Annotated in this window: 20 protein-coding genes; all 20 read left to right on the plus strand. The window is 40.5% G+C overall.

Annotated elements, in window-relative coordinates; genetic code table 11:
- The first annotated feature begins 127 nt into the window (after positions 1 to 127).
- Complete coding sequence (locus AC27E9_RS03740) at positions 128 to 1324, plus strand: sensor histidine kinase (RefSeq protein ID WP_487127381.1); 1197 nt, start codon at positions 128 to 130, stop codon at positions 1322 to 1324.
- Positions 1324 to 2664, plus strand: coding sequence for a sigma-54-dependent transcriptional regulator (locus AC27E9_RS03745; RefSeq protein ID WP_487127383.1), 1341 nt, complete (start codon positions 1324 to 1326; stop codon positions 2662 to 2664). Before AC27E9_RS03740 ends, AC27E9_RS03745 begins: the two co-directional genes overlap by 1 nt.
- A 419-nt stretch (positions 2665 to 3083) precedes the next feature.
- Positions 3084 to 3425, plus strand: coding sequence for a flagellar hook-basal body complex protein FliE (gene fliE, locus AC27E9_RS03750; protein ID WP_487127385.1), 342 nt, complete (start codon positions 3084 to 3086; stop codon positions 3423 to 3425).
- Between the two features lie 54 nt (positions 3426 to 3479).
- Complete coding sequence (fliF, locus tag AC27E9_RS03755) at positions 3480 to 5210, plus strand: flagellar basal-body MS-ring/collar protein FliF (RefSeq protein ID WP_487127387.1); 1731 nt, start codon at positions 3480 to 3482, stop codon at positions 5208 to 5210.
- Positions 5203 to 6258: a flagellar motor switch protein FliG gene (gene fliG, locus AC27E9_RS03760; RefSeq protein WP_487127389.1), complete on the plus strand. Its 1056-nt coding sequence runs from the start codon at positions 5203 to 5205 to the stop codon at positions 6256 to 6258. Before fliF ends, fliG begins: the two co-directional genes overlap by 8 nt.
- A gap of 38 nt (positions 6259 to 6296) precedes the next feature.
- The gene (fliH, locus tag AC27E9_RS03765; protein ID WP_487127391.1) at positions 6297 to 7082 is read left to right on the plus strand and encodes a flagellar assembly protein FliH; all 786 of its coding nucleotides are present in this window, start codon (positions 6297 to 6299) and stop codon (positions 7080 to 7082) included.
- Between the two features lie 29 nt (positions 7083 to 7111).
- Positions 7112 to 8476: a flagellar protein export ATPase FliI gene (gene fliI, locus AC27E9_RS03770; protein ID WP_487127393.1), complete on the plus strand. Its 1365-nt coding sequence runs from the start codon at positions 7112 to 7114 to the stop codon at positions 8474 to 8476.
- Positions 8477 to 8495: 19 nt separating this feature from the next.
- Positions 8496 to 8930: a flagellar export protein FliJ gene (gene fliJ / locus AC27E9_RS03775; RefSeq protein WP_487127395.1), complete on the plus strand. Its 435-nt coding sequence runs from the start codon at positions 8496 to 8498 to the stop codon at positions 8928 to 8930.
- Between the two features lie 141 nt (positions 8931 to 9071).
- Positions 9072 to 11222, plus strand: coding sequence for a flagellar hook-length control protein FliK (locus AC27E9_RS03780; protein WP_487127397.1), 2151 nt, complete (start codon positions 9072 to 9074; stop codon positions 11220 to 11222).
- A gap of 79 nt (positions 11223 to 11301) precedes the next feature.
- A complete protein-coding gene (fliL, locus tag AC27E9_RS03785) occupies positions 11302 to 11844 on the plus strand; it encodes a flagellar basal body-associated protein FliL (RefSeq protein ID WP_487127399.1) in 543 nt (180 codons plus the stop codon).
- A 38-nt stretch (positions 11845 to 11882) separates the two neighbouring features.
- Positions 11883 to 12944 carry a flagellar motor switch protein FliM gene (gene fliM, locus AC27E9_RS03790; RefSeq protein WP_487127401.1) on the plus strand — a complete coding sequence of 354 codons (1062 nt, stop codon included), beginning with the start codon at positions 11883 to 11885 and terminating at the stop codon, positions 12942 to 12944.
- Positions 12945 to 13059: 115 nt separating this feature from the next.
- Positions 13060 to 13452, plus strand: a complete 393-nt coding sequence (gene fliN / locus AC27E9_RS03795) for a flagellar motor switch protein FliN (protein ID WP_487127403.1) — start codon at positions 13060 to 13062, stop codon at positions 13450 to 13452.
- 7 nt (positions 13453 to 13459) lie between these two features.
- A complete protein-coding gene (gene fliO, locus AC27E9_RS03800; RefSeq protein ID WP_487127405.1) occupies positions 13460 to 13915 on the plus strand; it encodes a flagellar biosynthetic protein FliO in 456 nt (151 codons plus the stop codon).
- Between the two features lie 85 nt (positions 13916 to 14000).
- Complete coding sequence (fliP, locus tag AC27E9_RS03805) at positions 14001 to 14702, plus strand: flagellar type III secretion system pore protein FliP (RefSeq protein WP_487128281.1); 702 nt, start codon at positions 14001 to 14003, stop codon at positions 14700 to 14702.
- Complete coding sequence (fliQ, locus tag AC27E9_RS03810) at positions 14702 to 14971, plus strand: flagellar biosynthesis protein FliQ (protein ID WP_487127407.1); 270 nt, start codon at positions 14702 to 14704, stop codon at positions 14969 to 14971. Before fliP ends, fliQ begins: the two co-directional genes overlap by 1 nt.
- 1 nt (position 14972) lies before the next feature.
- Positions 14973 to 15758 (plus strand): flagellar biosynthetic protein FliR, encoded by a 786-nt coding sequence (gene fliR, locus AC27E9_RS03815; RefSeq protein WP_487127409.1) that lies wholly within the window; start codon positions 14973 to 14975, stop codon positions 15756 to 15758.
- Positions 15758 to 16888 (plus strand): flagellar biosynthesis protein FlhB, encoded by a 1131-nt coding sequence (flhB, locus tag AC27E9_RS03820; RefSeq protein ID WP_487127411.1) that lies wholly within the window; start codon positions 15758 to 15760, stop codon positions 16886 to 16888. The genes fliR and flhB overlap by 1 nt, the downstream gene beginning before the upstream one ends.
- 115 nt (positions 16889 to 17003) lie before the next feature.
- Positions 17004 to 19106, plus strand: a complete 2103-nt coding sequence (gene flhA, locus AC27E9_RS03825) for a flagellar biosynthesis protein FlhA (protein WP_487127413.1) — start codon at positions 17004 to 17006, stop codon at positions 19104 to 19106.
- A gap of 44 nt (positions 19107 to 19150) precedes the next feature.
- Positions 19151 to 20725: a flagellar biosynthesis GTPase FlhF gene (gene flhF / locus AC27E9_RS03830; protein WP_487127415.1), complete on the plus strand. Its 1575-nt coding sequence runs from the start codon at positions 19151 to 19153 to the stop codon at positions 20723 to 20725.
- 44 nt (positions 20726 to 20769) lie between these two features.
- Positions 20770 to 21612: a MinD/ParA family protein gene (locus tag AC27E9_RS03835; RefSeq protein ID WP_487127417.1), complete on the plus strand. Its 843-nt coding sequence runs from the start codon at positions 20770 to 20772 to the stop codon at positions 21610 to 21612.
- The last annotated feature ends 8 nt before the right edge of the window (positions 21613 to 21620 follow it).

The following is a 21620-nucleotide window of genomic DNA, read 5'->3' on the forward strand; positions in this document are numbered from 1 at the left end:
TTAGCCATTTTATTGACGAGCTGTTTTTCGATAAAACTCTTAGTTTAATTACTGTATTTACAGGGTTTTATTGTTTGGCATAATTAATGCTTTATTTGAGTGTTACTCTTTACTCAGGTGAAATATTATGGCGCTAGGCTTTTCGACATCACATAACTCTTCTACAGCCAACTCTGTGCTGAATAGAGCCTTCACATCTTTGAATGATGTTGATGTGCATAAAGAAAAAAAGCAGCGTTTAGAACACGAGAGCTTCCCGGGTGAACTAGCCTATTTACGCCAGCAAAACCAACAAACACAACAAGTTATCGATGTTATGCCAACAGGGATGATAATTCTCGACGGTAACGGCGTAGTGGTCAAACTAAATAATATGGCGCAACAGCTGCTTGATGAACCTATATTAGGGCAAGCGTGGTTTGATGTGATTAAGCGCTCATTTAAACCACGAGCTGATGATTGGCATGAAGTTTCTCTAAATGATGGCCGCCGAGTTAAATTAGAAATTACTGCGCTGGGGGATCAACCCGGCCAATTAATCATGATAACCGATTTAACAGAAACGCGATTATTACAAGATAAATTAGGCCAGCTACAGCGCTTGTCATCATTGGGTCGTATGGTTTCTAAACTTGCCCATCAAATTCGAACACCACTGTCTGCGGCCATGCTTTATGGTGCGAACTTAAGTAATAAAAAGCTAACGGATACAGCTCGTGAAAACTTTCAAAACAAATTGGTATCGCGCTTACAAGATTTAGAACAACAGGTGAACGACATGCTTTTGTTCGCCAAAAGTGGTCAACAGGCCGTTGTTGAACCTGTGAATGTTAATCATTTAATTGAGCAAGCTTCGCAAGCTATTGAGCCTCAAACCCTAAAAGCTGGCGCAACAGTAAATTTATATCCGTGCAAACAAGGCTGTGAAGTACTCGGTAATGTCAGTGCGCTATCTGGGGCCATTCAAAATTTAATTCATAACAGTATTGAAGTTATTAAGTCGAATGCGGTTATCGATATTAGTGCATATTGCCAAGATGAATATGTCTATATTAGTGTTCGTGACAATGGCCAAGGTATTAGTGCTGAACTTGCCGATAAAATATTTGAACCTTTTTATACCTCAAGAAGTCAAGGCACAGGCCTAGGGTTAGCTGTTGTTAAATCAGTTGCTAATGCTCACCAGGGGGAAGTGCGATTACTGAGTCAGCCCGGAGAGGGAGCCCATTTTTGCCTGAAAATCCCTAAACTGACCAGTAGTCAATCTGAGCTGGATTCTGGTACAGCAGAACAATCATCAACTCGTGTCGAAGGAGTAAAGTAATGAGTTCAAGTAAAATTATGGTCGTTGAAGACGATGCTGGCTTACGTGAAGCACTTGTTGATACCTTGTTACTTGCCGGTTATCAATGTGTTCCGGTAGAGTCAGGCGAAGCCGCATTAATTACCCTTAAATCTCAAGCCGTAGACTTAGTGGTAAGTGATGTGCAAATGGGTGGTATGTCAGGCTTGTCGTTGTTAAAAAGTATCCGTAATAATTATCCAAAATTACCCGTTTTGATTATGACTGCTTATGGCACTATTGATGATGCAGTGCAGGCGATTAAAGACGGTGCCTGCAATTATATGGCAAAACCATTTGCACCTGAAGTACTGCTGAATATGGTCAATCAATATGTACCGCTGCAACTTCAAGATGAATGTGAGCCAGTCGCAGCTGATAAAGCCAGCGTCGAATTGCTGACATTAGCTAAAAAAGTCGCTAATACAGAAGCATCAGTGATGGTACTTGGTCCAAGTGGCTCAGGTAAAGAAGTGCTAGCGCAGCATATCCATAAGAATTCTCCACGAAGTCAGTCGCCATTTGTTGCTATTAATTGTGCGGCCATTCCTGAGAATATGTTGGAAGCAACATTATTTGGCTATGAAAAAGGTGCATTTACCGGCGCAATTCAGGCTTGTCCAGGTAAGTTTGAACAAGCTCAAGGCGGCACTATTTTGCTTGATGAAATAACCGAGATGGATTTAGGTCTACAAGCTAAAATTCTGCGGGTATTGCAAGAGCGTGAAGTAGAGCGTCTTGGTGGACGTAAAACCATCAATTTAGATGTACGCGTAATCGCGACGAGTAATAGAGATTTAAAAGAAGCGGTTAGCGAAGGCGTATTTCGAGAAGATTTATATTATCGCTTGAATGTGTTCCCGTTAACTTGGTTACCATTAAATCAACGACGGGACGATATTATCCCATTGGCGCAACATTTAATCGCCCGTATATGCCAAAAAGATGGCAATGTAATACCTGAATTAACCACTGCAGCCCGAAGTAAATTATTCGCTTATGACTGGCCAGGTAATGTTCGAGAGCTAGATAACGTAGTACAAAGGGCGCTTATTTTACAAAGCGACAAATGTATCGATGCTGGTGATCTACTTATTGATAATTTTGAGCCGCCAACTGCTCAAGATATATCAATGCCAAGTGCCAAAGATGACAAACTAGGCAGTGAGTTAAAATTACAAGAACACCAAATTATTCTTGATACCTTACATGCCTGCCAAGGTAGTCGAAAAGATGTTGCCGAGCGTTTAGGAATAAGCCCTCGTACATTACGCTATAAAATTGCGCGTATGCGAGATAGTGGTATTCAAATACCAGCGTAAGCTGCGTTTTTTATAAAAAGGGTTTTATTAAAGGGCTTTATTAAAGGGGTATTAAGTTAACGACTTTGCTGCTGTTATCTAATAAAACTGAAATATTGTAAAAACAACTGCTACTGCAGTTGTTTTATGATCTTTATTGAAAGTGAATTCAATTAGACTGCTTCTAAAGGTAAATGTTTTTCGAGCACTCTTACTATAAATATAGAGTTAAGCATCATTAAAAATCTACCTGCCAATTTCCTCCTATAACACCACGCTAAACTGGTTGATTAAATAACAAATTCATTTGTTTTTACATTGGTTTTTCATGTAACTTGCTGATATGTCAGGTGAATAAAATAACGGTTGTGCTTGGCATTATGCTTGCTTTATCTATAACTAACATTAAGTAACAAGAAATTGACGCAAGCGAGTTAATCATGGATATCAAAACCAATTCTTTATATGCGCAAATGCAAAGTATGTCGATGGAAGCTATGGGTAATCGCTTACCTATCGGCGAAAATGCCATGGGTACGCCACCGGTAAGTAAAGCCGGGAGTGATTTCGGTAGCATGTTAAAAGACGCAGTAAATACTGTTAATGATATACAAAAAGATGCAGGCGAAAAAAAGATGGCCTTTGAACTCGGTGATCGCAATGTTACACTTGCCGACACTATGATTGCCTCGTCTAAAGCAGGCATCGCCTTTGATGCAACAGTTCAAGTTCGTAATAAGTTTGTTGAAGCTTACAAAGAAATTATGAGTATGCCGGTATAGCAGCTCAGTTGTTAATTGAAAATATAAAAAACAGACGTAATGCGGAGAAAATAAGTGGCAGATTCAACAGACAACACAGGGTTAATGGTGTCAGATGGCGGCAGTGATTTAGTTGCAAATGACAGCGCCGACGGTGTCGTAGGTGAACAAAAGTCAGGACTAGCTGGCGCTATGGGGAATGTTGACTTCTTACGTCAAATTACTATAGTGATGGCATTAGCGATTTGTCTTGCCATTGCCATATTTGTCATTATGTGGGCGAACCAACCTGAATACCGAATTCTCGCAAAGCTTCCAACCGAACAATTAATTAAAACCATGGATACCCTTGATGCCAATGGTTATAAAGATGCCTATCGCCAAGAAAACAATACTATTTCTGTGCAAAGTGAAGACTACCAAGCAATTAAATTGATGCTAGCACGTGAAGGTTTAGGTGATGCTCCTTCTGAAGGCTCTGAAATCATTATGCAAGATATGGGCTTTGGTGTGAGCCAACGTCTTGAAACAGAAAGGTTAAAACATTCACGTGAGCAGCAATTAGCTCGTACCATTGAAGAGCTACAATCAATTTCTCGTGCTCGTGTTTTGCTAGCCATTCCACGTGAAAACGTTTTTGCGAAACGCGCGAAAAATCCTTCAGCAACTGCTGTACTTACCATGCGAAGAGGCCGACTATTATCGGAAGAAGAAGTTGATTCTGTAGTTGATATTATTGCCTCAGCAGTGCAAGGCTTAGATCCAAACCGAGTGACAGTAACTGACCAAAATGGCCGCTTATTAAATTCAGGCTCGCAAGATTCAGTATCATCTCGTTCACGTAAAGAGTTTGAAATTGAACAAAAACGCGAAAAAGAATATATGGATAAAATCGACTCGATTTTAATCCCTGTGGTAGGGCTAGGTAATTATACCGCGCAAGTTGATGTCGCGATGGACTTTACCAATACCGAAGAAACACAGCGTCGTTACAACCCTGATTTACCTGCACTGCGCAGTGAAATGAAAGTTGAAGATAATACCATTGGTGGTTTATTAGGGGGCATTCCAGGTGCACTAACCAATCAACCACCACTTGAAAGTAATATCCCTGAAAATGCAACAGGTGGCGCACAGCAACAAGCTATGCCTGGTCGTAAGCATACTGAATCAACACGTAATTATGAATTAGATGAAGCAATTAGCTATACCAAGCAGCAAACCGGTGTTATTCATCGTATAAGTGTCTCAGTTGCGCTTGATTATTTACCATCAACAACGGCTGAAGGTGAGCCAGCATCGACACCACGCACCGTGCAAGAAATGGCAAATATTCGTCGTTTATTACAAGGCAGTATTGGTTTTGATTTACAACGTGGCGATACGCTTGAAGTTGTAACCTTACCGTTTTCTCGCGCTGAAGTAGAGGCGGTTGAAGAAGTGCCATTATGGCGCGATCCTGTAATGTTCAAGTACGCGAAATTACTAGGGGCGTTAATCCTTATCGCTATCTTGTTATTCGCCGTTGTTCGCCCAATGCTGAAACGTTTAATTTACCCAGATCAAACACCAAATGACTATGGTGAAAAATCATTAGATAGCCATATTGATTTAGGTGATGAAACCATGGATATGCTAACGTCTGAGTTTGACGCAGGTGCCGTAGGTTTTGCCCCAGATGGTAGCCTACAATTACCTGATTTACATCGTGATGAAGATGTTCTAAAAGCGGTACGTGCCTTAGTGGCTAATGAGCCTGAATTATCCTCGCAAGCAGTTAAAAGTTGGTTAAACGAAGATGAGTGATGAAACACAAGAAATTGCAGAAATTCCATCAACTGGCGCGTTTGACGTCAATAAACTTGATGGTGGCGAAAAGGCGGCAATATTACTGTTAAGTCTTTCGGAAGAAGATGCTGCGCAAATATTAAAACACTTAGAGCCAAAACAGGTGCAAAAAGTGGGCACCATCATGGCGGGTATGGAAGATTTTACCCAGCAAAAAATTACTGCTGTTCATAAGCTTTTTATCGAAGAAATTCAAAACTTCTCGACAATTGGTTTCCAAAGTGAAGAATTCGTTCGTAAAGCATTAACTGCCGCACTAGGTGAAGATAAAGCCGGTAATTTAATTGATCAAATTGTCATGGGTGGTGGTGCGAAAGGTTTAGATTCATTGAAATGGATGGACTCTAAACAAGTAGCGAACATTATCCGTAATGAACATCCTCAAATCCAAACTATTGTTTTATCTTATTTAGAGCCCGAGCAGTCTGCTGAAATTATGACGCAATTTGCCGATAAAGTTCGTCTTGATTTAATGATGCGTATTGCCAACTTAGAAGAAGTACAACCGGCAGCATTGCAAGAATTAAACGAGATTATGGAGAAACAGTTTGCTGGTCAAGCAGGCGCGCAAGCTGCGAAAATGGGCGGTTTAAAAGCAGCTGCAGACATCATGAATTATTTAGATACCAATGTTGAAGGTATGCTAATGGACTCTATTCGTGAGCATGATGAAGAGATGAGCCAGCAAATTCAAGATCTGATGTTTGTTTTTGAAAACCTTGCCGATGTTGACGATAGAGGTATCCAAGCGATCTTGCGAGAAGTACAACAAGATGCATTAATGAAAGCCATTAAAGGTACCGATGAAGCGTTAAAAGAAAAAATTATGGCGAATATGTCAAAACGTGCGGCTGAAATGTTGGCGGACGACCTTGAAGCCATGGGACCTGTGCGTATTAGTGAAGTAGAAGCTGCACAAAAAGAAATTTTATCTGTTGCTCGTCGACTGTCTGATTCCGGCGAAATCATGCTTGGTGGCGCTGGAGGCGGCGATGAATTCTTATAAACTGCTATTAGCAAATAATCGCTTGTTAAGTTGATACGATGAAGCCAACTGACTCAAAAAACCAATCGGATGTTATCTCAGAAGAAGTGAATGCTTGGGCGATACCTGATGTTAAGCCAAGTGTTGATGAAGACGATAGCAAAACTAACGCTATGGGTAAGTCACGCCGCTGGCGTTATGAGCCACCTGAAGAAAGTGAAATCGCTGAGCCAGTACCACTAACGGCTGAGGAAATCGAAGAAATTCGTCAAGCAGCATTTGACGAAGGTTTCAATCAAGGTAAAGAAGACGGTTTTGCTAAAGGTTTCGATGAAGGTAAAGCTGCTGGACATCAAGAAGGTTTATTAACTGGCCATGAAGAGGGCCTTAATACTGGTTTAGCTGAAGGTAAAGAAACTAGCGATCAACAAATTGCTGCAATGCAGTCATTAATCGAGCAATTTCATCATCCACTTGCTAATGTTGAAAAAAATGTTGAAGCGCAATTACTGCAGCTTGTTGTACAGTTAACGCAAGCCGTTACCACACACGAAGCAAAAACAAACCCTGATATTTTATTATCCGCCATTAGCGCTGGTATTAAAGCTTTGCCGGGGCAAGATGCACAAACCCAAATCTTACTTAATCCGCAAGATATAAAGTTAGTGGAACAGCAATTTGGTGTTGGTTATATCGAGCAACAAGGTTGGCGATTATTAGCTGCACCACAATTACCTGTTGGCAGTTGTCAAATCGAAAACAGCACATCAAATATCGATCTTAATATTAAATCTCGCCTAAATGAGGTCTTGGAATCGTTTTTGCAAGAAGCCTTACATCAGTAAACTTTTACTAAAAGTGTCAAAAACTTTTTATGGTTGATATAACCCGCATTACCGAACGCTTAAAAAATTGTGAGCAACTTATTCATCCGCACCGTATTTCGGTGGCTGGTCGTTTAGTGCGTGTTGTGGGTTTAACACTAGAAGCGGTTGGTGTTAAAGCACATGTAGGTAGCCAATGTCTAGTAGAAACCGCACATGGTGACCTAATTGCAGAAGTGGTTGGCTTCTCTCAAGATATTACTTTCCTAATGCCAGAGCAAAGCTTGCAAGGCGTGTCACCTGGTGCCCGCGTGGTGCCATTATCAACGAAAGCACGCCTACCGTTATCAATGGATTTATTAGGTCGTGTTGTTGACGGTGTTGGTAAGCCTCTTGATGGTAAAGGGCCAATAAAAGCGTCAGAAAGTTATCAACGTGATAGCAAGCCTATTAATCCATTATCTCGCCGAGCGATTTCAGAGCCACTTGATGTTGGTGTTCGCTCAATTAATAGTTTCTTAACGGTTGGCATCGGTCAACGTATGGGACTTTTTGCCGGTTCGGGTGTCGGTAAAAGTGTTTTACTTGGCATGATGACCCGTGGTACCTCAGCTGATGTGATTGTTGTTGGTTTAATAGGTGAGCGTGGCCGAGAAGTAAAAGAGTTTATTGAAGAAATTTTAGGGGAAGAAGGGCGAAAACGCTCTGTAGTTGTTGCTGCTCCTGCCGATAACTCGCCATTAATGCGGTTAAAGGGCTGTGAAACAGCAGTACAAATTAGTGAGTACTTTCGCGATCAAGGTTTAAATGTATTACTGTTAATTGATTCCGTTACCCGATATGCCCAAGCGCAGCGTGAAATAGCTTTAGCGGTAGGTGAGCCACCTGCCACTAAAGGATATCCGCCGTCGGTATTTTCTAAATTACCACAGCTGGTTGAGCGCGCGGGTAATGGTGGCGACGGCCAAGGCTCTATTACCGCATTTTTTACCGTTTTAACTGAAGGAGACGACCTACAGGACCCAATAGCTGATGCTGCACGTGCTATTTTAGATGGCCATATTGTCCTGTCGCGAAGCTTAGCTGATTCTGGGCACTATCCTGCAGTTGATATTGAGGGCTCAATTAGTCGTGTTATGCCAATGGTAACCAGTGATGAACATCAACAACTGTCACGACAATTACGACAAGTGTATTCTTTATATCAAGAAAACAAAGATCTCATTTCTATTGGTGCTTATAGTCGTGGTACCGACCCACGTATTGACCAAGCAATTGATTTACAACCTGTTATACAGTTTTTCTTACAGCAAAAAACGCTAGAAGTTATCCCATATGATCAAAGTTTAGCGCAACTGCAAGAAATTCTAGCTGCCGCGCAAGCGCACGCACAAAATAATCAACAAGCTCAGTAACTAGCATATGCAAAAGCAAATGAAACAGTTAAATACCTTATATAAGTTTGAGCTTGATAAAGAGCAAAAAGCAGCACAAGCATTACAAAGTGCTGAGCTAGATTATCAACAAAACCAAGAGCGTTTAAAAAGTGTTAGCGATTATCGTTTAGAGTATATGCGCCGACTTAATCAACGTTCTTTAGAAGGTATCGATAGTGCGACTTATAGTCATTTTCATGCCTTTATCGCTAAGTTAGACAATGCAGCGCAACAAGTTAAAGTTGCTGCTCATCAAGCGAAAGCACTAGTAGAAACTCGAAAGAAACAGTGGTTTGAACAGCGAAAAAAAATACAGGCAGTGGAGTTATTACGGGATAAAAAGCTAGCGGCCTTAAAGCTTGTTGCTGATAAACAAGAGCAAAAAATGTTTGATGAAATAGCTACGCAGCAATTTGTTCGTCGTACGCGCTAATACTCCAGAGTATTGTTGTCAGCATTAACTTTATTATCGATTTTAATAGTGTGGAATAAATTTTGCTTATGTATTACGTAAGTTTTTAAAGTTGTTGCAAGTTAAGTTGCTTGTAAAAGATAAAGTTGCTAAAGGGTTATTATGTCTCAATTAAGTTTACTCTCTGTTGAAGTTACTAAAGCTACTGATATTCAAGGGAATAAAGGTAGTGAGCAGAGTAATAAATCAGTAAAAGATACTGAGTTTTCTGATGTTATTGAAAAACACTACAAGGCCCAACAAGATAAGCCGACAGAAAAAGGCAATGCGTCAAACGGCAATCAACCACCTCAAGCGGCAAGTGATGTAAAAGAACGTCGTGAATCTTTCAATGATGTTGATAAAAAAGGTGATAATAGTAAAAAAATACCAGGTGATGAACATACATTACCTGTCCCTATTTCGCCTGAAAGTGAAGCAAGTGTAACTCCATCTAAAGAGTATCCTAAAGACGCTCATATTTTACCTATCGTTGATAATCCTAATAATGATCCGAATATCATTGCAACTGAAAAAAGTAATAAATACGCGCATATATTACCTATTGAGGAATCACCTTTGTCGGCTGCGACTGTTACTGACAGTGCTAGAGATAATAAAACGCAAGGACAAGTTACTGATGCATCAATAAAAAATATTGTTAGTTCAGCCGCTGAAAACACCTCAAGAAATACAAATGCTGAAAGCTCGGCAACGAGTGATGATGAGGCAATCGACTTATTAAAAATGTTAAACGGTGCGCAAAAATTTATTGTTAAAACAGAGTCAGACAATGTAAAAGCGCCACATGCGGAAGTGCTACATAAAGTTAAAAGTAATTCAGGCGCTAATATTCCTGTTAAGCCAACACCTATAGTTTCTGGGCTGACCAGTGATAATGGTAAAGGCGAGCAAGCACAGAATGCAGCCGATGCTGAGCAGAGCCATAGTTCGGCTAAATTATCTGAGCTTGCTGGCGCTACCAGCAAGCCTAGTGATTCAGCGGAGGTAAAAAATAATCAAGCTATACAAGGCCAGCAAATCAGTAAAGATATAGTTGAAGCGAAGCAAGGTAGCGAAAAAGCAACATTTGAGCAAAACCAACAGCAGCCTATTTTGTCTACACAGCAAAAGCCAAATACCCAGGCCACAACGCCGTTAAATACGCAGCAATCAGTAGTAGAGCAAATCACCAAGCAAAGTGACGCGATACAGCAAGTCATAATGCAAACTAACAATGATGAACTTGCAGTAAGCAATGCGCGAGCAGCGGGTGATGAACAAGCTGTAAATGATGAGATGCTTGCTAAAGCAAGTACTGAAACGCCCCAGGTAGCAAACAAAAAATTAGTCAGTGAAAGCGAGGTTGGTTCAGGAGATAAAGAGCAAAAAAGTGTCACAACTAGTGAGCAAGTTTTAAGAGCCGCGCCGATAGGAATGAATGATGCAGCACCAGTTGTAAAAGCTGATGCTACTACCGAGACAACACAAAGCCGTACTATTAATCAAAGCACGGCAAGTGTTATGGCGGCGATAACAAAAGAGCAAGGTACATCAACAGCAGCAAATGCTAATCATAATCAAGCTGCTGATGACGAGGCAACGAAGAATCCCGAGAATGTTATAGAAGAAGTTGCACTCGCTAAAGCGGCAAATGATAAGAACGCTGTTGTTTCAGAAAGAAGCGCATCTATGGTTAACCAAACATTAGATGCTCAAGCTAGTCGGCCTACGCTGAGTGCTACTGAGTTGTCTATGCAACAAGAGCAAAGTTTTGAAAATACAATAAACAAATTGTCGGGTAATGCGGTGCAAAGCCAAAAATCAATTACAGTACTAAATACTGAAACTATCGCCATTTACCGCAAAGATTTTGCTAATGCGGTCAAAGACAAAGTGATGGTCATGATTAATCAGAAGATTCAACAGGTAGAAATACAGTTAGATCCACCTGAAATGGGTAATGTTCATATTCGTGTTAACCTGCAAAATGAACAAGCGGCGGTGCAGTTTATTGTTCAAAACCAGCAAGCTAAAGATGCTTTAGAACAAAATATGGGTAAATTGCGTGATATGTTGGCAGAAAGTGGTGTAGATGTTGATGATGCTAATATCGAACAGCGCCAACCGGGGGAGCAATCAGAAACGGCTTTTGAGGATGGCGAAAGCCGTGGAAAAAACGGTTTGTCGTCAGAACAAGCAGCAGATGAAAACCTAGCGCAAACTCAGAATGTGGTCAAAGCTTCGTCAACTGGCGTTGATTACTATGCATAAATGACAAAACTCGTTGGATTCAATGCTATTCAAGGATATAGTTTAGCTATAAATATTAAAATTTTTCAGGGTAGACCAGATGGCAGATGAAAATGAACTTGAATTAGATAATTCAGGTAAGAAAAAGAAGCTAATTATTATTATCGCAATTGTTGCGGTTTTAGCCATTGCTGGTGGTGCTGCAGCATTTTTTATGATGGGCGGAGAAGACCAAGAGGTTACGCAAGCAGAGCTAGATGCTGCGCTTGATACTGGCTCTACCGAAGCTGTCGAAGCGGAGTCAGGTGGTAGTGCTGAGATAGGCTCTGCCTTATATGTCCCTATGCCGAGACCGTTTCGCTTTAATGTTCCTGGTGCAGCCCGTGATCGTTTTGTAGAAATTCGTGTGCAATTATTAGTGCGCGGCGCTGACAATGAGGAAGCAGCGAAGAAACATGTGCCATTAATAGAAAGCACCTTGTTAGCAGTGTTTTCACAATCTAATGCCGATGACTTAGCAACGAGTGCAGGAAAAACCTCATTAAAACAAAAGTCGTTGTCTGAAGTGCACAAAATTATGAAAGAAGTGGAAGGCAATAAAATCGTTGAGAAAGTGTTATTTACCGGCTTTGTAATGCAGTAAATAAGTGCCTAGATTAACTAAGATAAAGAGACTATCGAGTGAGTGACTTATTATCTCAAGACGAAATTGATGCGCTATTACACGGTGTTGATGATGTTGAAGAAGAAGAAATAGTAGAAGACGTTTCCCATGCTGAGGGTACGTCTGATTATGATTTCTCTTCTCAAGATCGTATTGTTCGTGGGCGAATGCCAACGCTTGAAATGGTGAATGAACGCTTTGCTCGTCATATGCGAATTAGCCTTTTCAATATGATGCGACGTACTGCGGAAGTGTCAATTAATGGCATCCAAATGATTAAGTTTGGTGAGTACGTACATACCCTATTTGTACCGACCAGCTTAAATATGGTGCGTTTTCGTCCGTTAAAAGGTACAGCGTTAATCACAATGGAAGCGCGCTTAGTTTTCATTTTAGTAGATAACTTTTTTGGCGGTGATGGTCGTTATCATGCCAAAATTGAAGGTCGTGAATTTACGCCAACTGAACGCCGCATTGTGCAAATGTTGCTGAAAATAATTTTTGAAGATTATAAAGAAGCTTGGTCACCGGTTATGGATGTGTCATTTGAATATCTTGATTCAGAAGTTAACCCCTCTATGGCAAACATTGTTAGCCCAACTGAAGTTGTAGTGATTAGTTCTTTCCATATTGAACTTGACGGTGGCGGCGGTGATTTTCATGTTGCCTTACCTTATTCGATGTTAGAGCCAATTCGCGAATTGCTTGATGCTGGTGTGCAAAGTGATAAAGAAGACACCGACATGCGTTGGTCGAAAGCACTGCGTGATGAAATTATGGATGTTCCGGTTGAACTATCAACGAAATTTTTAGAAGTTGAATTGTCCCTACAAAAAATTATGGACTTTAAAGCTGGCGATATTATTCCAATTGAAATGCCAGACCATATTACGGTGTTAATTGAAAATTTACCGTCGTTTAGAGCTAAGCTTGGTCGTAGTCGCGATAATTTGGCCTTGAAAATAGAATCGAAAATTAAGCGTCCTGAATCGGTTAAGTCTGAACTTACTATTCTGACTAAAGGCGGTAAACGCCTAGATAGTGATGCGGAGCTTCATCTTTTAGAAGATGATTTATAGCAGAAAAAATATTTCAATGTGGTGTAGAAATCGCATAATAATAGAAGTTAGCGCAGAATAACTCTTGGTAATGTGGTTAATTTGACGTTACTGGTTGAACTTTGAGGCAGGAAAAATGAGTACAGAAAACGAAGATGATTTAGGCATGTGGGATGAGGCAATGGATGAACAAGCTGCCGCTGAAGCTGCTGAAACCGTTGAGTTAGAAGATTTACAAGAAGATGGCGAACCAATTACGGGTGAAGAAAAACGTAAATTAGACGCTATTTTAGATATTCCTGTGACCATTTCAATGGAAGTTGGTCGTAGTCATATTAGCATTCGTAATTTATTACAGTTGAATCAGGGTTCAGTTGTAGAGCTTGATCGCGTGGCTGGTGAAGCATTAGATGTTTTAGTTAATGGCACCTTGATTGCTCATGGTGAGGTAGTTGTGGTTAACGATAAGTTTGGTATTCGTTTGACTGATGTTATCAGCCAAGTGGAACGTATTAAGAAATTGAAATAAGCATTAAATGAAAAAAACGCTATTAGTTGCACTATTGCCCTGGTTCTTGTCTGTTTTTGTTAACGCAGCGGAAGTGGCTGACAAATCGGAATCTGTTGAAGTAGGCAAACATGTTGCAGCCAATATGGATGCCATGAGCATGATACTGTCATTATTGATGGTATTGGCTGTTATTGTTGTTAGTGCGATTATTCTGAAGCGTTTTCAAGGTGTTCAACAAAGCTTTAATGGCCTGAAAATTGTCACGAGTTTACATCTCGGTGCGAAAGAAAAATTGGTGGTCGTGCAAAGTGGTGATAAACAATTGCTGTTAGGTGTTACAGCGCAGCAAATAACCTTGTTAGAAACACTCGAGCAGCCGTTAGCTGCTGGGCAAGAAAAGTCTTTTGATTTTAGTCAATCAATAGCAAAATTTCTCAAACAAAAAACGTTGAAAGGCTATGAGCAACAGAATGATAAATAACAATAAAAAATCATTATTATCACCGCGCAAAATCGTAGTTGTAGTCACTACGATTTTGTCTTTTTTACTGTTCAGTAATTATAGTATGGCGGCTGATGATCTTTCTTTATCAGCCTTGAAATTAACAACCAACCCAGATGGTTCACAAGAATACTCAGTAACGCTACAAATCTTGATATTTATGACCGCGCTAAGCTTTATTCCTGCGGCGGTAATCATGATGACTTCCTTTACTCGTATTGTTGTGGTGATGGCAATACTACGACAAGCATTTGGCCTTCAACAAACGCCGTCAAATCAGGTTATTATTGGTATAACCTTATTTATGACATTATTCATTATGACGCCAGTTTATAATGAAATTAATGACCGAGCTATTCAACCATATCTTGCTGAACAGCTAACTTCAGTTGAAGCGATTGATAAAGCAAAAGTACCGTTACGTGCGTTTATGTTAGAGCAAACGCGAATTAAAGATTTAGATACCTTGGCCAGTATGGCGGGTATTGAACAAGTTGATCAACCCACTGACTTACCAATGACCGTCATTATTCCAGCATTTGTGATCAGTGAACTGAAAACGGCCTTTCAAATTGGTTTTATGTTATTTATTCCATTTTTAATTATCGATTTGGTTGTTGCCAGTATCTTAATGGCAATGGGGATGATGATGCTCTCGCCGATGATAGTATCATTACCCTTTAAATTAATGCTCTTTGTTTTAATTGATGGTTGGAATTTAGTGATAGGCACTATAGCAACTAGTTATGGTATGGGAGCCACGTAATGGGTCCTGAAGTATTTGTTGATATATTAAGAGATGCTTTATTTTTAGTTATCGTGTTGGTGAGTGCGGTTATTGTTCCTAGCCTTATCGTTGGCTTAATTGTTGCTGTGTTTCAGGCTGCAACATCTATTAACGAACAAACCTTAAGCTTTTTACCTCGTTTAATCGTAACCTTAATGGCACTCATACTTGGTGGTCATTGGTTAGTGCAAAAGCTAATGGATTACGCAATTCGTTTAATTGGCAGTATCCCAAGTGTGGTAAGTTAACATGGAGTTTACCGAGTCTGTTATTAATCAGACTATGGCTGACTTTTTACTGCCGCTAGCGCGCATTTCAGCCATGGTGATGGCGATGATAGGGCTTGGCGCAAAATCAATTCCTGGTCGGGTAAAATTATTCTTCTGTTTAGCGGTTACTGTCGCCGTTATGCCAGCATTGCCGCCAACAAAAGTAGGCGATATGTTCTCCTTAGCAACAGCATTGCTTATTGGTGAGCAAATTGTCATTGGCGTGATGTTAGGTTTTGTCACTGTGATGGTTGTTAATACTTTTACTTTGGCAGGGCAAATTATTGCAATGCAAACCGGTTTAGGTTTTGCTTCTTTAGTTGATCCCGCCAGTGGTACTAGTGTGCCAGCGGTAGGCCAATTCTTTTTGATTTTGTCTACGCTATTGTTTTGGGCAATGGACGGTCACCTTGCATATTTGCAATTTGTCGTTGCAAGTTTTGACACTATCCCTATTCCAGCTAGCGACTTTTCTAGCATAAAATTTAAAGAAATTGCTGAGTGGGGCAGTTGGATGTTTGCTACGGCTTTATCACTTGCAATTGCACCGTTAACAGCGATGTTGTTGATAAATTTTTCATTCGGAATCATGACCCGTGCCGCACCACAATTGAATATTTTTGCCATAGGTTTTCCAATTACTATGTGTGCGGGTTTATTGATCATGTGGCTGACGATGGGTAATTTTTATACACATTTTGTATTGCAGTGGCAGCGAGCGCTAGATTTTAGCTGTTACTTAATTGACTGCGGGGCTGCTCCCTAATGGCTGAGTCAGACAGTGGTGAAAAAACCGAAGAACCGACGGCGAAAAAACTCTCTGATGCGAGAAAGAAAGGGCAAATAGCACGCTCGAAAGATCTAGGTACTATGTTTGTGCTAGTCGGTAGTGCGGTGGCTATGCTAATCATGGGCAATTCTTTAGTCGCTGAGTTATCAAAAATGATGAAACGTCTATTTAGTTTGAATCGACGAGAAACTATGGATGTGCACGCTTTATTTCAAGTAGTGAGTGATAGTGTAAGTGCGATTATGGTGCCGTTTCTGTGGATTCATATAATTATTGTTTTCGCTGCATTTGTTGGTAATAGTTTACTTGGCGGTATGAGCTTTTCTTGGCAAGCAATGGCACCGAAGGCCAGTAAATTATCACCATTAGCAGGCTTTAAACGTATGTTTGGTGTGCAAGCATACGTTGAGTTAATTAAATCAATTTTAAAATTCTTTGTAGTATTTATTTCTGCTTATTTATTATTAAGTGGCTTATTTGATCAAATTATTAATTTAAGTACCGAGAATATTCCGCATAATTTTGAGCATGCAGTGTCATTGCTAATGTGGATGTTTCTAGCCTTGGCATTGTCACTCGCCATTATTGTTGTCATTGATGCGCCCTATCAGGTATGGAATCATAATCGTCAATTGAAAATGACCAAGCAAGAAATTAAAGACGAAATGAAAAATTCAGATGGTAGCCCAGAAACTAAAGGGCGCATTCGACGCGCACAATATGAAATGTCGCAGCGAAGAATGATGCAAGATATTCCTGACTCAGATGTGGTGATTACTAACCCTACACATTACTCTGTAGCGCTTAAATATGATCCTGATGGTGGAGGGGCGCCAATATTAGTGGCGAAAGGTATTGATGAAATGGCGCTTCATATCCGCACCATTGCCAAGGAGCACAACATTGAGGTTATTGCTTCGCCTGCACTTGCTCGTTCTTTGTATTATACCGCCGAGCCGAATGAAGAAATTCCAGAACAACTCTTTGCTGCCGTGGCACAAATACTAGCCTTTATTTTCCAGTTAAATGCTCATAAAAAAGGCAAGGCGAAACGCCCTAAACCTGTCGCTAAAAACTTACCTATTCCTGATGATTTTCGTTACTAATTGAGCGTGTTTGCTTAAATAATATCCATTTAAAACTTTATTGCCTAAACCTGATTTAAGCTGGTCTGATTATTGCTATTTCAAGTGATACGTCAAAATACTATCACAAGAGCTCATGCAGTTAGCGGCAACATTTAATAATTTAAAAAAGAAAAAATTTAATGTCCTCTCAGGTTTAGGTACACCATTTTTAGTGATGGCAGCCCTTGGCATGGTTATTTTACCTATGCCGGCATTCTTGCTTGATATCCTCTTTTCTTTCAATATTGCCCTATCGTTAGTGGTGTTATTAATTACGGTTTATACCTTAAAGCCTTTAGAGTTTGGCTCTTTCCCTGCAGTTTTGCTTATCGCAACCATTTTGCGATTAGCACTAAATGTTGCTAGTACTCGAGTGGTGTTACTTGAAGGTCATCAAGGGCCTGAAGCGGCAGGTAAAGTGATTGAAGCATTTGGCTCAGTTGTTATTGGCGGTAACTATGCGGTTGGTTTAGTCGTATTTGCAATTTTGATTATCATTAACTTTGTTGTGGTAACTAAAGGTGCTGGTCGTATATCAGAAGTTACAGCCCGTTTTACCCTTGATGCAATGCCAGGTAAACAAATGGCGATTGATGCGGACTTAAATGCCGGATTTATTACTGCAGATCAGGCACGCGAACGTCGTACTGAAGTCACTAGTGAAGCTGACTTTTATGGTTCGATGGATGGTGCCAGTAAGTTCGTAAAAGGTGATGCTATTGCAGGTATATTAATTCTGTTTATCAATATTGTTGGTGGCTTAGTAATTGGTATGGTGCAGCATGATTTGTCTTTTGACAGTGCTGTTGAAATTTATACGCTACTAACCATAGGTGACGGCCTAGTTGCGCAAATTCCTGGTTTGTTATTATCAGTTGGTACTGCGATTGTCGTTACTCGCCAAAATACTGCTCAAGATATGGGAGAGCAAGTAAGTAGCCAGCTAGGCCAAGAACGTTCGCTGTATATTGCGGCTGGTGTGATGTTTGTGATGGGCATTGTACCGGGTATGCCACATGTAGCGTTTCTTATTTTTGCGGTATTAATTGCTGGTATAGCTTTTTTCGGTGCTAAATATAAAGCGGCCAAAGCTATTCAAGAGGCTGAACAGTCGCAGGCGGCTGAAGTGGAAACACAGCAACAAGAAGCAGAAGTAAAAGATTTAGGTTGGGACGATGTTAATCATGTTGATATTATCGGCCTTGAAATTGGTTATCGCTTGATCCCACTAGTTGATAAAGCACAAGGTGGTGAGTTACTTAATCGTATTAAAGGAGTCCGTAAAAAGCTATCTCAAGAGTTTGGTTTTTTAGTCCCAGCAGTACATATTCGCGATAACCTCGATTTAGACCCTAATACCTACCAGATTTCATTGATGGGAGTAACCATAGGTGAAGCAGAAATTCGTCATGATCATGAATTGGCGATTAACCCAGGGCAAGTATTTGGCAAGCTTGACGGTATAGCAACTCAAGATCCTGCATTTGGCTTAGATGCCGTTTGGATAAAACAAGAACAACGCGAGCATGCTCAATCGCTTGGCTACACTGTGGTTGATGCCGCAACTGTGCTTGCTACCCATTTAAGTCAAATATTAACGAACAATGCCTCACAGTTACTTGGTCATGAAGAAGTACAAAACTTATTGGATATGCTTGCTAAGAGCTATCCTAAATTAATTGAAGGTTTAATTCCCGATGTACTGACATTGGGTACCATAGTTAAAGTGCTACAAAATTTGATGAACGAAGGCGTGCCAGTACGCGATATGCGCAGCATAATTCAAACCTTGGTTGAATATGGCCCTAAGAGCCAAGATCCTGAAGTTTTAACTGCCGCAGTGCGAATTACACTACGTAAATTTATTGTGCAAGAACTGGTTGGCCCAGCGGCAGAAGTCCCCGTCATAACTTTGTCACCAGAGTTGGAACAGATGTTGCACCAGTCTATGCAAATGGCTGGAGACGATGGCGCGGGTATAGAGCCAGGTTTAGCAGAAAGGTTACAGAAGTCTTTGACAGACGGGGCACAGCAGCAAGAAATGGCTGGTGATAGTCCAATATTATTAACGTCAGGAATTCTACGTTCAGTACTTGCTAAATTTGTAAAATATACCATTCCTGGCTTAAGAGTTATCTCTTATCAGGAAATTCCAGATGACAAACAGATAAAAATTGTTAGCGCTATCGGCCAGTAAAAAATACTTCAAAGTAAGCAGTAGTGAATTATAAGGGGTTGGCGGTGAAAATTAGACGTTATGTAGCAAGAGACATGAGAAGCGCACTAGCACAGATCAAAGAAGAGCTAGGAGCTGATGCAGTCATTATGTCAAATAAGAAAATTGCTGAGGGTGTCGAATTAATGGCAGCGGTTGATTACAACCAAAGTGTTAAGCCTTCTGAAACTCATTCACAACCTGAAACTCATTCACAACCTGAAACATCTTCACAGTCAGCGCATCGCGTTGATATTGCTGAGGATACTGTTGCATTTAATAGTGCGCCACAAACTGAAACTAAAAACGATGAAGTACCTGCAGATAGTTTAGCTGCATTGTTAAACCGCCAAGTGCAACAAAATGGCTATGATAAAGCGCCAGCAACCCGTGCCTTTGATAGCCAAATAGCAAACTCTGCTGTTACTAACAACCCACCAGTACAGAAAAGTAATAATGCTGAACCCGAAGATATCGAGCAGCAATTTAAAGACTTTACCAACCGTTTAGAGCAATCTAATGCTGGTGATATTAATCGCGAAGGTTCTGTTGCCCTGAGCCAAACTGCTACGCCAACATCTACTATGAAACAAGAATTTAGCACGCCAACCGCTGAAGATTTTTCAAGTAGTCCTGTTTCCAGCCGTCAAATTCAGACGCAAACACAGGTTAGCAGTGCTGAATTTGAAAATATGCAAAAGGAAATGTCGTCAATTCGCCAATTACTTGAACATCAAATGTCTGGTTTGATGTGGCAAGATATGGCACAAAAAGACCCTATGCGTGCAGTATTGGTTAATCGTCTAATGGCAATGGGCTTAACAGAGCAAATTGCTGATCAAGTAGCGGGTTACATTCCTGCTAATACTCATGAAGATGATGCGTGGCAGCAAGCAAAGCAAGTTATCTCACAGCAATTAAACACGACGAACAATGATATTATTCAACGTGGGGGCGTCGTATCTTTAGTGGGGCCTACCGGTGTAGGTAAAACAACCACTATCGCTAAACTGGCTGCCCGTTTTGCGCAAGTTCATGGCGCTGACCAAGTAGTGTTGATATCTACAGATAGTTATCGAATTGCTGGTTTTGAGCAGCTAGCAACTTATGGTCGTATTATTGGTTGTCAGGTTAAGCTAGCAAAAGATGGTAATGAACTAGATAGTTTATTACAGCAATTTTCCCAGAAGAAACTAATCTTAATTGATACCGCAGGTATGGGACAAAGAGATATGCGTTTGACTGAGCATTTAACTACCTTAATTGCTAATGCTCGTGTTAGAATTCGTAACTACTTAGTGCTATCTGCAAATACCCAACCGCGCGTAATGCAAGAAAATGTTGAACGTTTTAAGCGAATTCCATTAGCGGGTTGTATTTATACTAAACTCGACGAAAGCTTGAGTGCTGGTGAAATAATCAGCACATCGTTACAGAACGGTTTAGCAATTGGCTATCTTACTGACGGACAAAGGGTTCCTGAAGATATTAAGGTTGCAAATGCTGAGAAATTAGTTACGCTTGCAGATAGAATGGCGATTAAGTCTCAACAGTCGTCAGCAGTTTCATGGCGAACGCCCGCAGCAACGGTTGCAGTATAGCTGTTTTGATAACGGCAGCGATGTTTTAAAGAGAAGTTACATAGATGATAGATCAAGCGAGTGGCTTAAGAAAAATGCAAGATTCTCAACAAATTAAAGTCATAGCAGTTTCCGGTGGTAAAGGTGGTGTTGGTAAAACCAACGTTTCGTTAAATACCTCTATTTCTTTAGCTAAATTAGGCAAACGAGTGTTAGTGCTTGATGCTGATTTAGGTCTTGCTAACGTTGACGTGATGTTAGGCTTACGCGTACAACGTAATTTATCTCATGTATTATCTGGTGAATGTGAACTTGATGATATTATTATCCAAGGCCCAGGTGGCATAAATATAATTCCAGCGACATCAGGCACGCAATCTATGGTGGATTTAACACCTTCTGAACATGCTGGGCTGATTCGTGCATTTAGTGATATGCATACGAAGTTTGACGTTTTGATTGTTGATACCGCTGCAGGTATCTCTGATATGGTGTTGAGTTTTTGCCGAGCATCACAAGACGTATTATTGGTGGTATGTGATGAACCTACCTCAATTACCGATTGTTACGCACTCATGAAGTTACTGAGTCGTGATCATGGTGTATTTAAATTTAAAGTTGTTGCCAATATGGTACGAAGCCCGAAAGAAGGGCAGCAGCTATTTGCAAAACTTTCAAAAGTTACGGATCGATTTTTAGATGTAGCGTTAGAGCTTGTCGCGGTAATACCGTTTGATGAAAATATTCGTAAATCTGTTAGGAAACAACAAGCAATTGTTGAAGCCTTTCCTGAATCGCCAGCTTCAATGGGCTTTAAAGCACTAGCTAACAACTTAATGAGTTGGCCAGTACCGCAACAACCTTCGGGTCACCTAGAGTTCTTTATCGAGCAATTGTTAGAACACTAACCAACAAA

The sequence above is a fragment of the Colwellia meonggei genome (assembly GCF_057537295.1).

Bases quoted from the DNA above. Each gene is read 5' to 3' on its own strand.
- AC27E9_RS03740 (WP_487127381.1), top strand. From the start codon at position 128: ATGGCGCTAGGCTTTTCGACATCACATAACTCTTCTACAGCCAACTCT.
- AC27E9_RS03745 (WP_487127383.1), top strand. From the start codon at position 1,324: ATGAGTTCAAGTAAAATTATGGTCGTTGAAGACGATGCTGGCTTACGT.
- fliE (WP_487127385.1), top strand. From the start codon at position 3,084: ATGGATATCAAAACCAATTCTTTATATGCGCAAATGCAAAGTATGTCG.
- fliG (WP_487127389.1), top strand. From the start codon at position 5,203: ATGAGTGATGAAACACAAGAAATTGCAGAAATTCCATCAACTGGCGCG.
- fliH (WP_487127391.1), top strand. From the start codon at position 6,297: ATGAAGCCAACTGACTCAAAAAACCAATCGGATGTTATCTCAGAAGAA.
- fliI (WP_487127393.1), top strand. From the start codon at position 7,112: ATGGTTGATATAACCCGCATTACCGAACGCTTAAAAAATTGTGAGCAA.
- fliJ (WP_487127395.1), top strand. From the start codon at position 8,496: ATGAAACAGTTAAATACCTTATATAAGTTTGAGCTTGATAAAGAGCAA.
- AC27E9_RS03780 (WP_487127397.1), top strand. From the start codon at position 9,072: ATGTCTCAATTAAGTTTACTCTCTGTTGAAGTTACTAAAGCTACTGAT.
- fliL (WP_487127399.1), top strand. From the start codon at position 11,302: ATGGCAGATGAAAATGAACTTGAATTAGATAATTCAGGTAAGAAAAAG.
- fliN (WP_487127403.1), top strand. From the start codon at position 13,060: ATGAGTACAGAAAACGAAGATGATTTAGGCATGTGGGATGAGGCAATG.
- fliO (WP_487127405.1), top strand. From the start codon at position 13,460: ATGAAAAAAACGCTATTAGTTGCACTATTGCCCTGGTTCTTGTCTGTT.
- fliP (WP_487128281.1), top strand. From the start codon at position 14,001: ATGGCGGCTGATGATCTTTCTTTATCAGCCTTGAAATTAACAACCAAC.
- fliQ (WP_487127407.1), top strand. From the start codon at position 14,702: ATGGGTCCTGAAGTATTTGTTGATATATTAAGAGATGCTTTATTTTTA.
- fliR (WP_487127409.1), top strand. From the start codon at position 14,973: ATGGAGTTTACCGAGTCTGTTATTAATCAGACTATGGCTGACTTTTTA.
- flhB (WP_487127411.1), top strand. From the start codon at position 15,758: ATGGCTGAGTCAGACAGTGGTGAAAAAACCGAAGAACCGACGGCGAAA.
- flhA (WP_487127413.1), top strand. From the start codon at position 17,004: ATGCAGTTAGCGGCAACATTTAATAATTTAAAAAAGAAAAAATTTAAT.
- AC27E9_RS03835 (WP_487127417.1), top strand. From the start codon at position 20,770: ATGATAGATCAAGCGAGTGGCTTAAGAAAAATGCAAGATTCTCAACAA.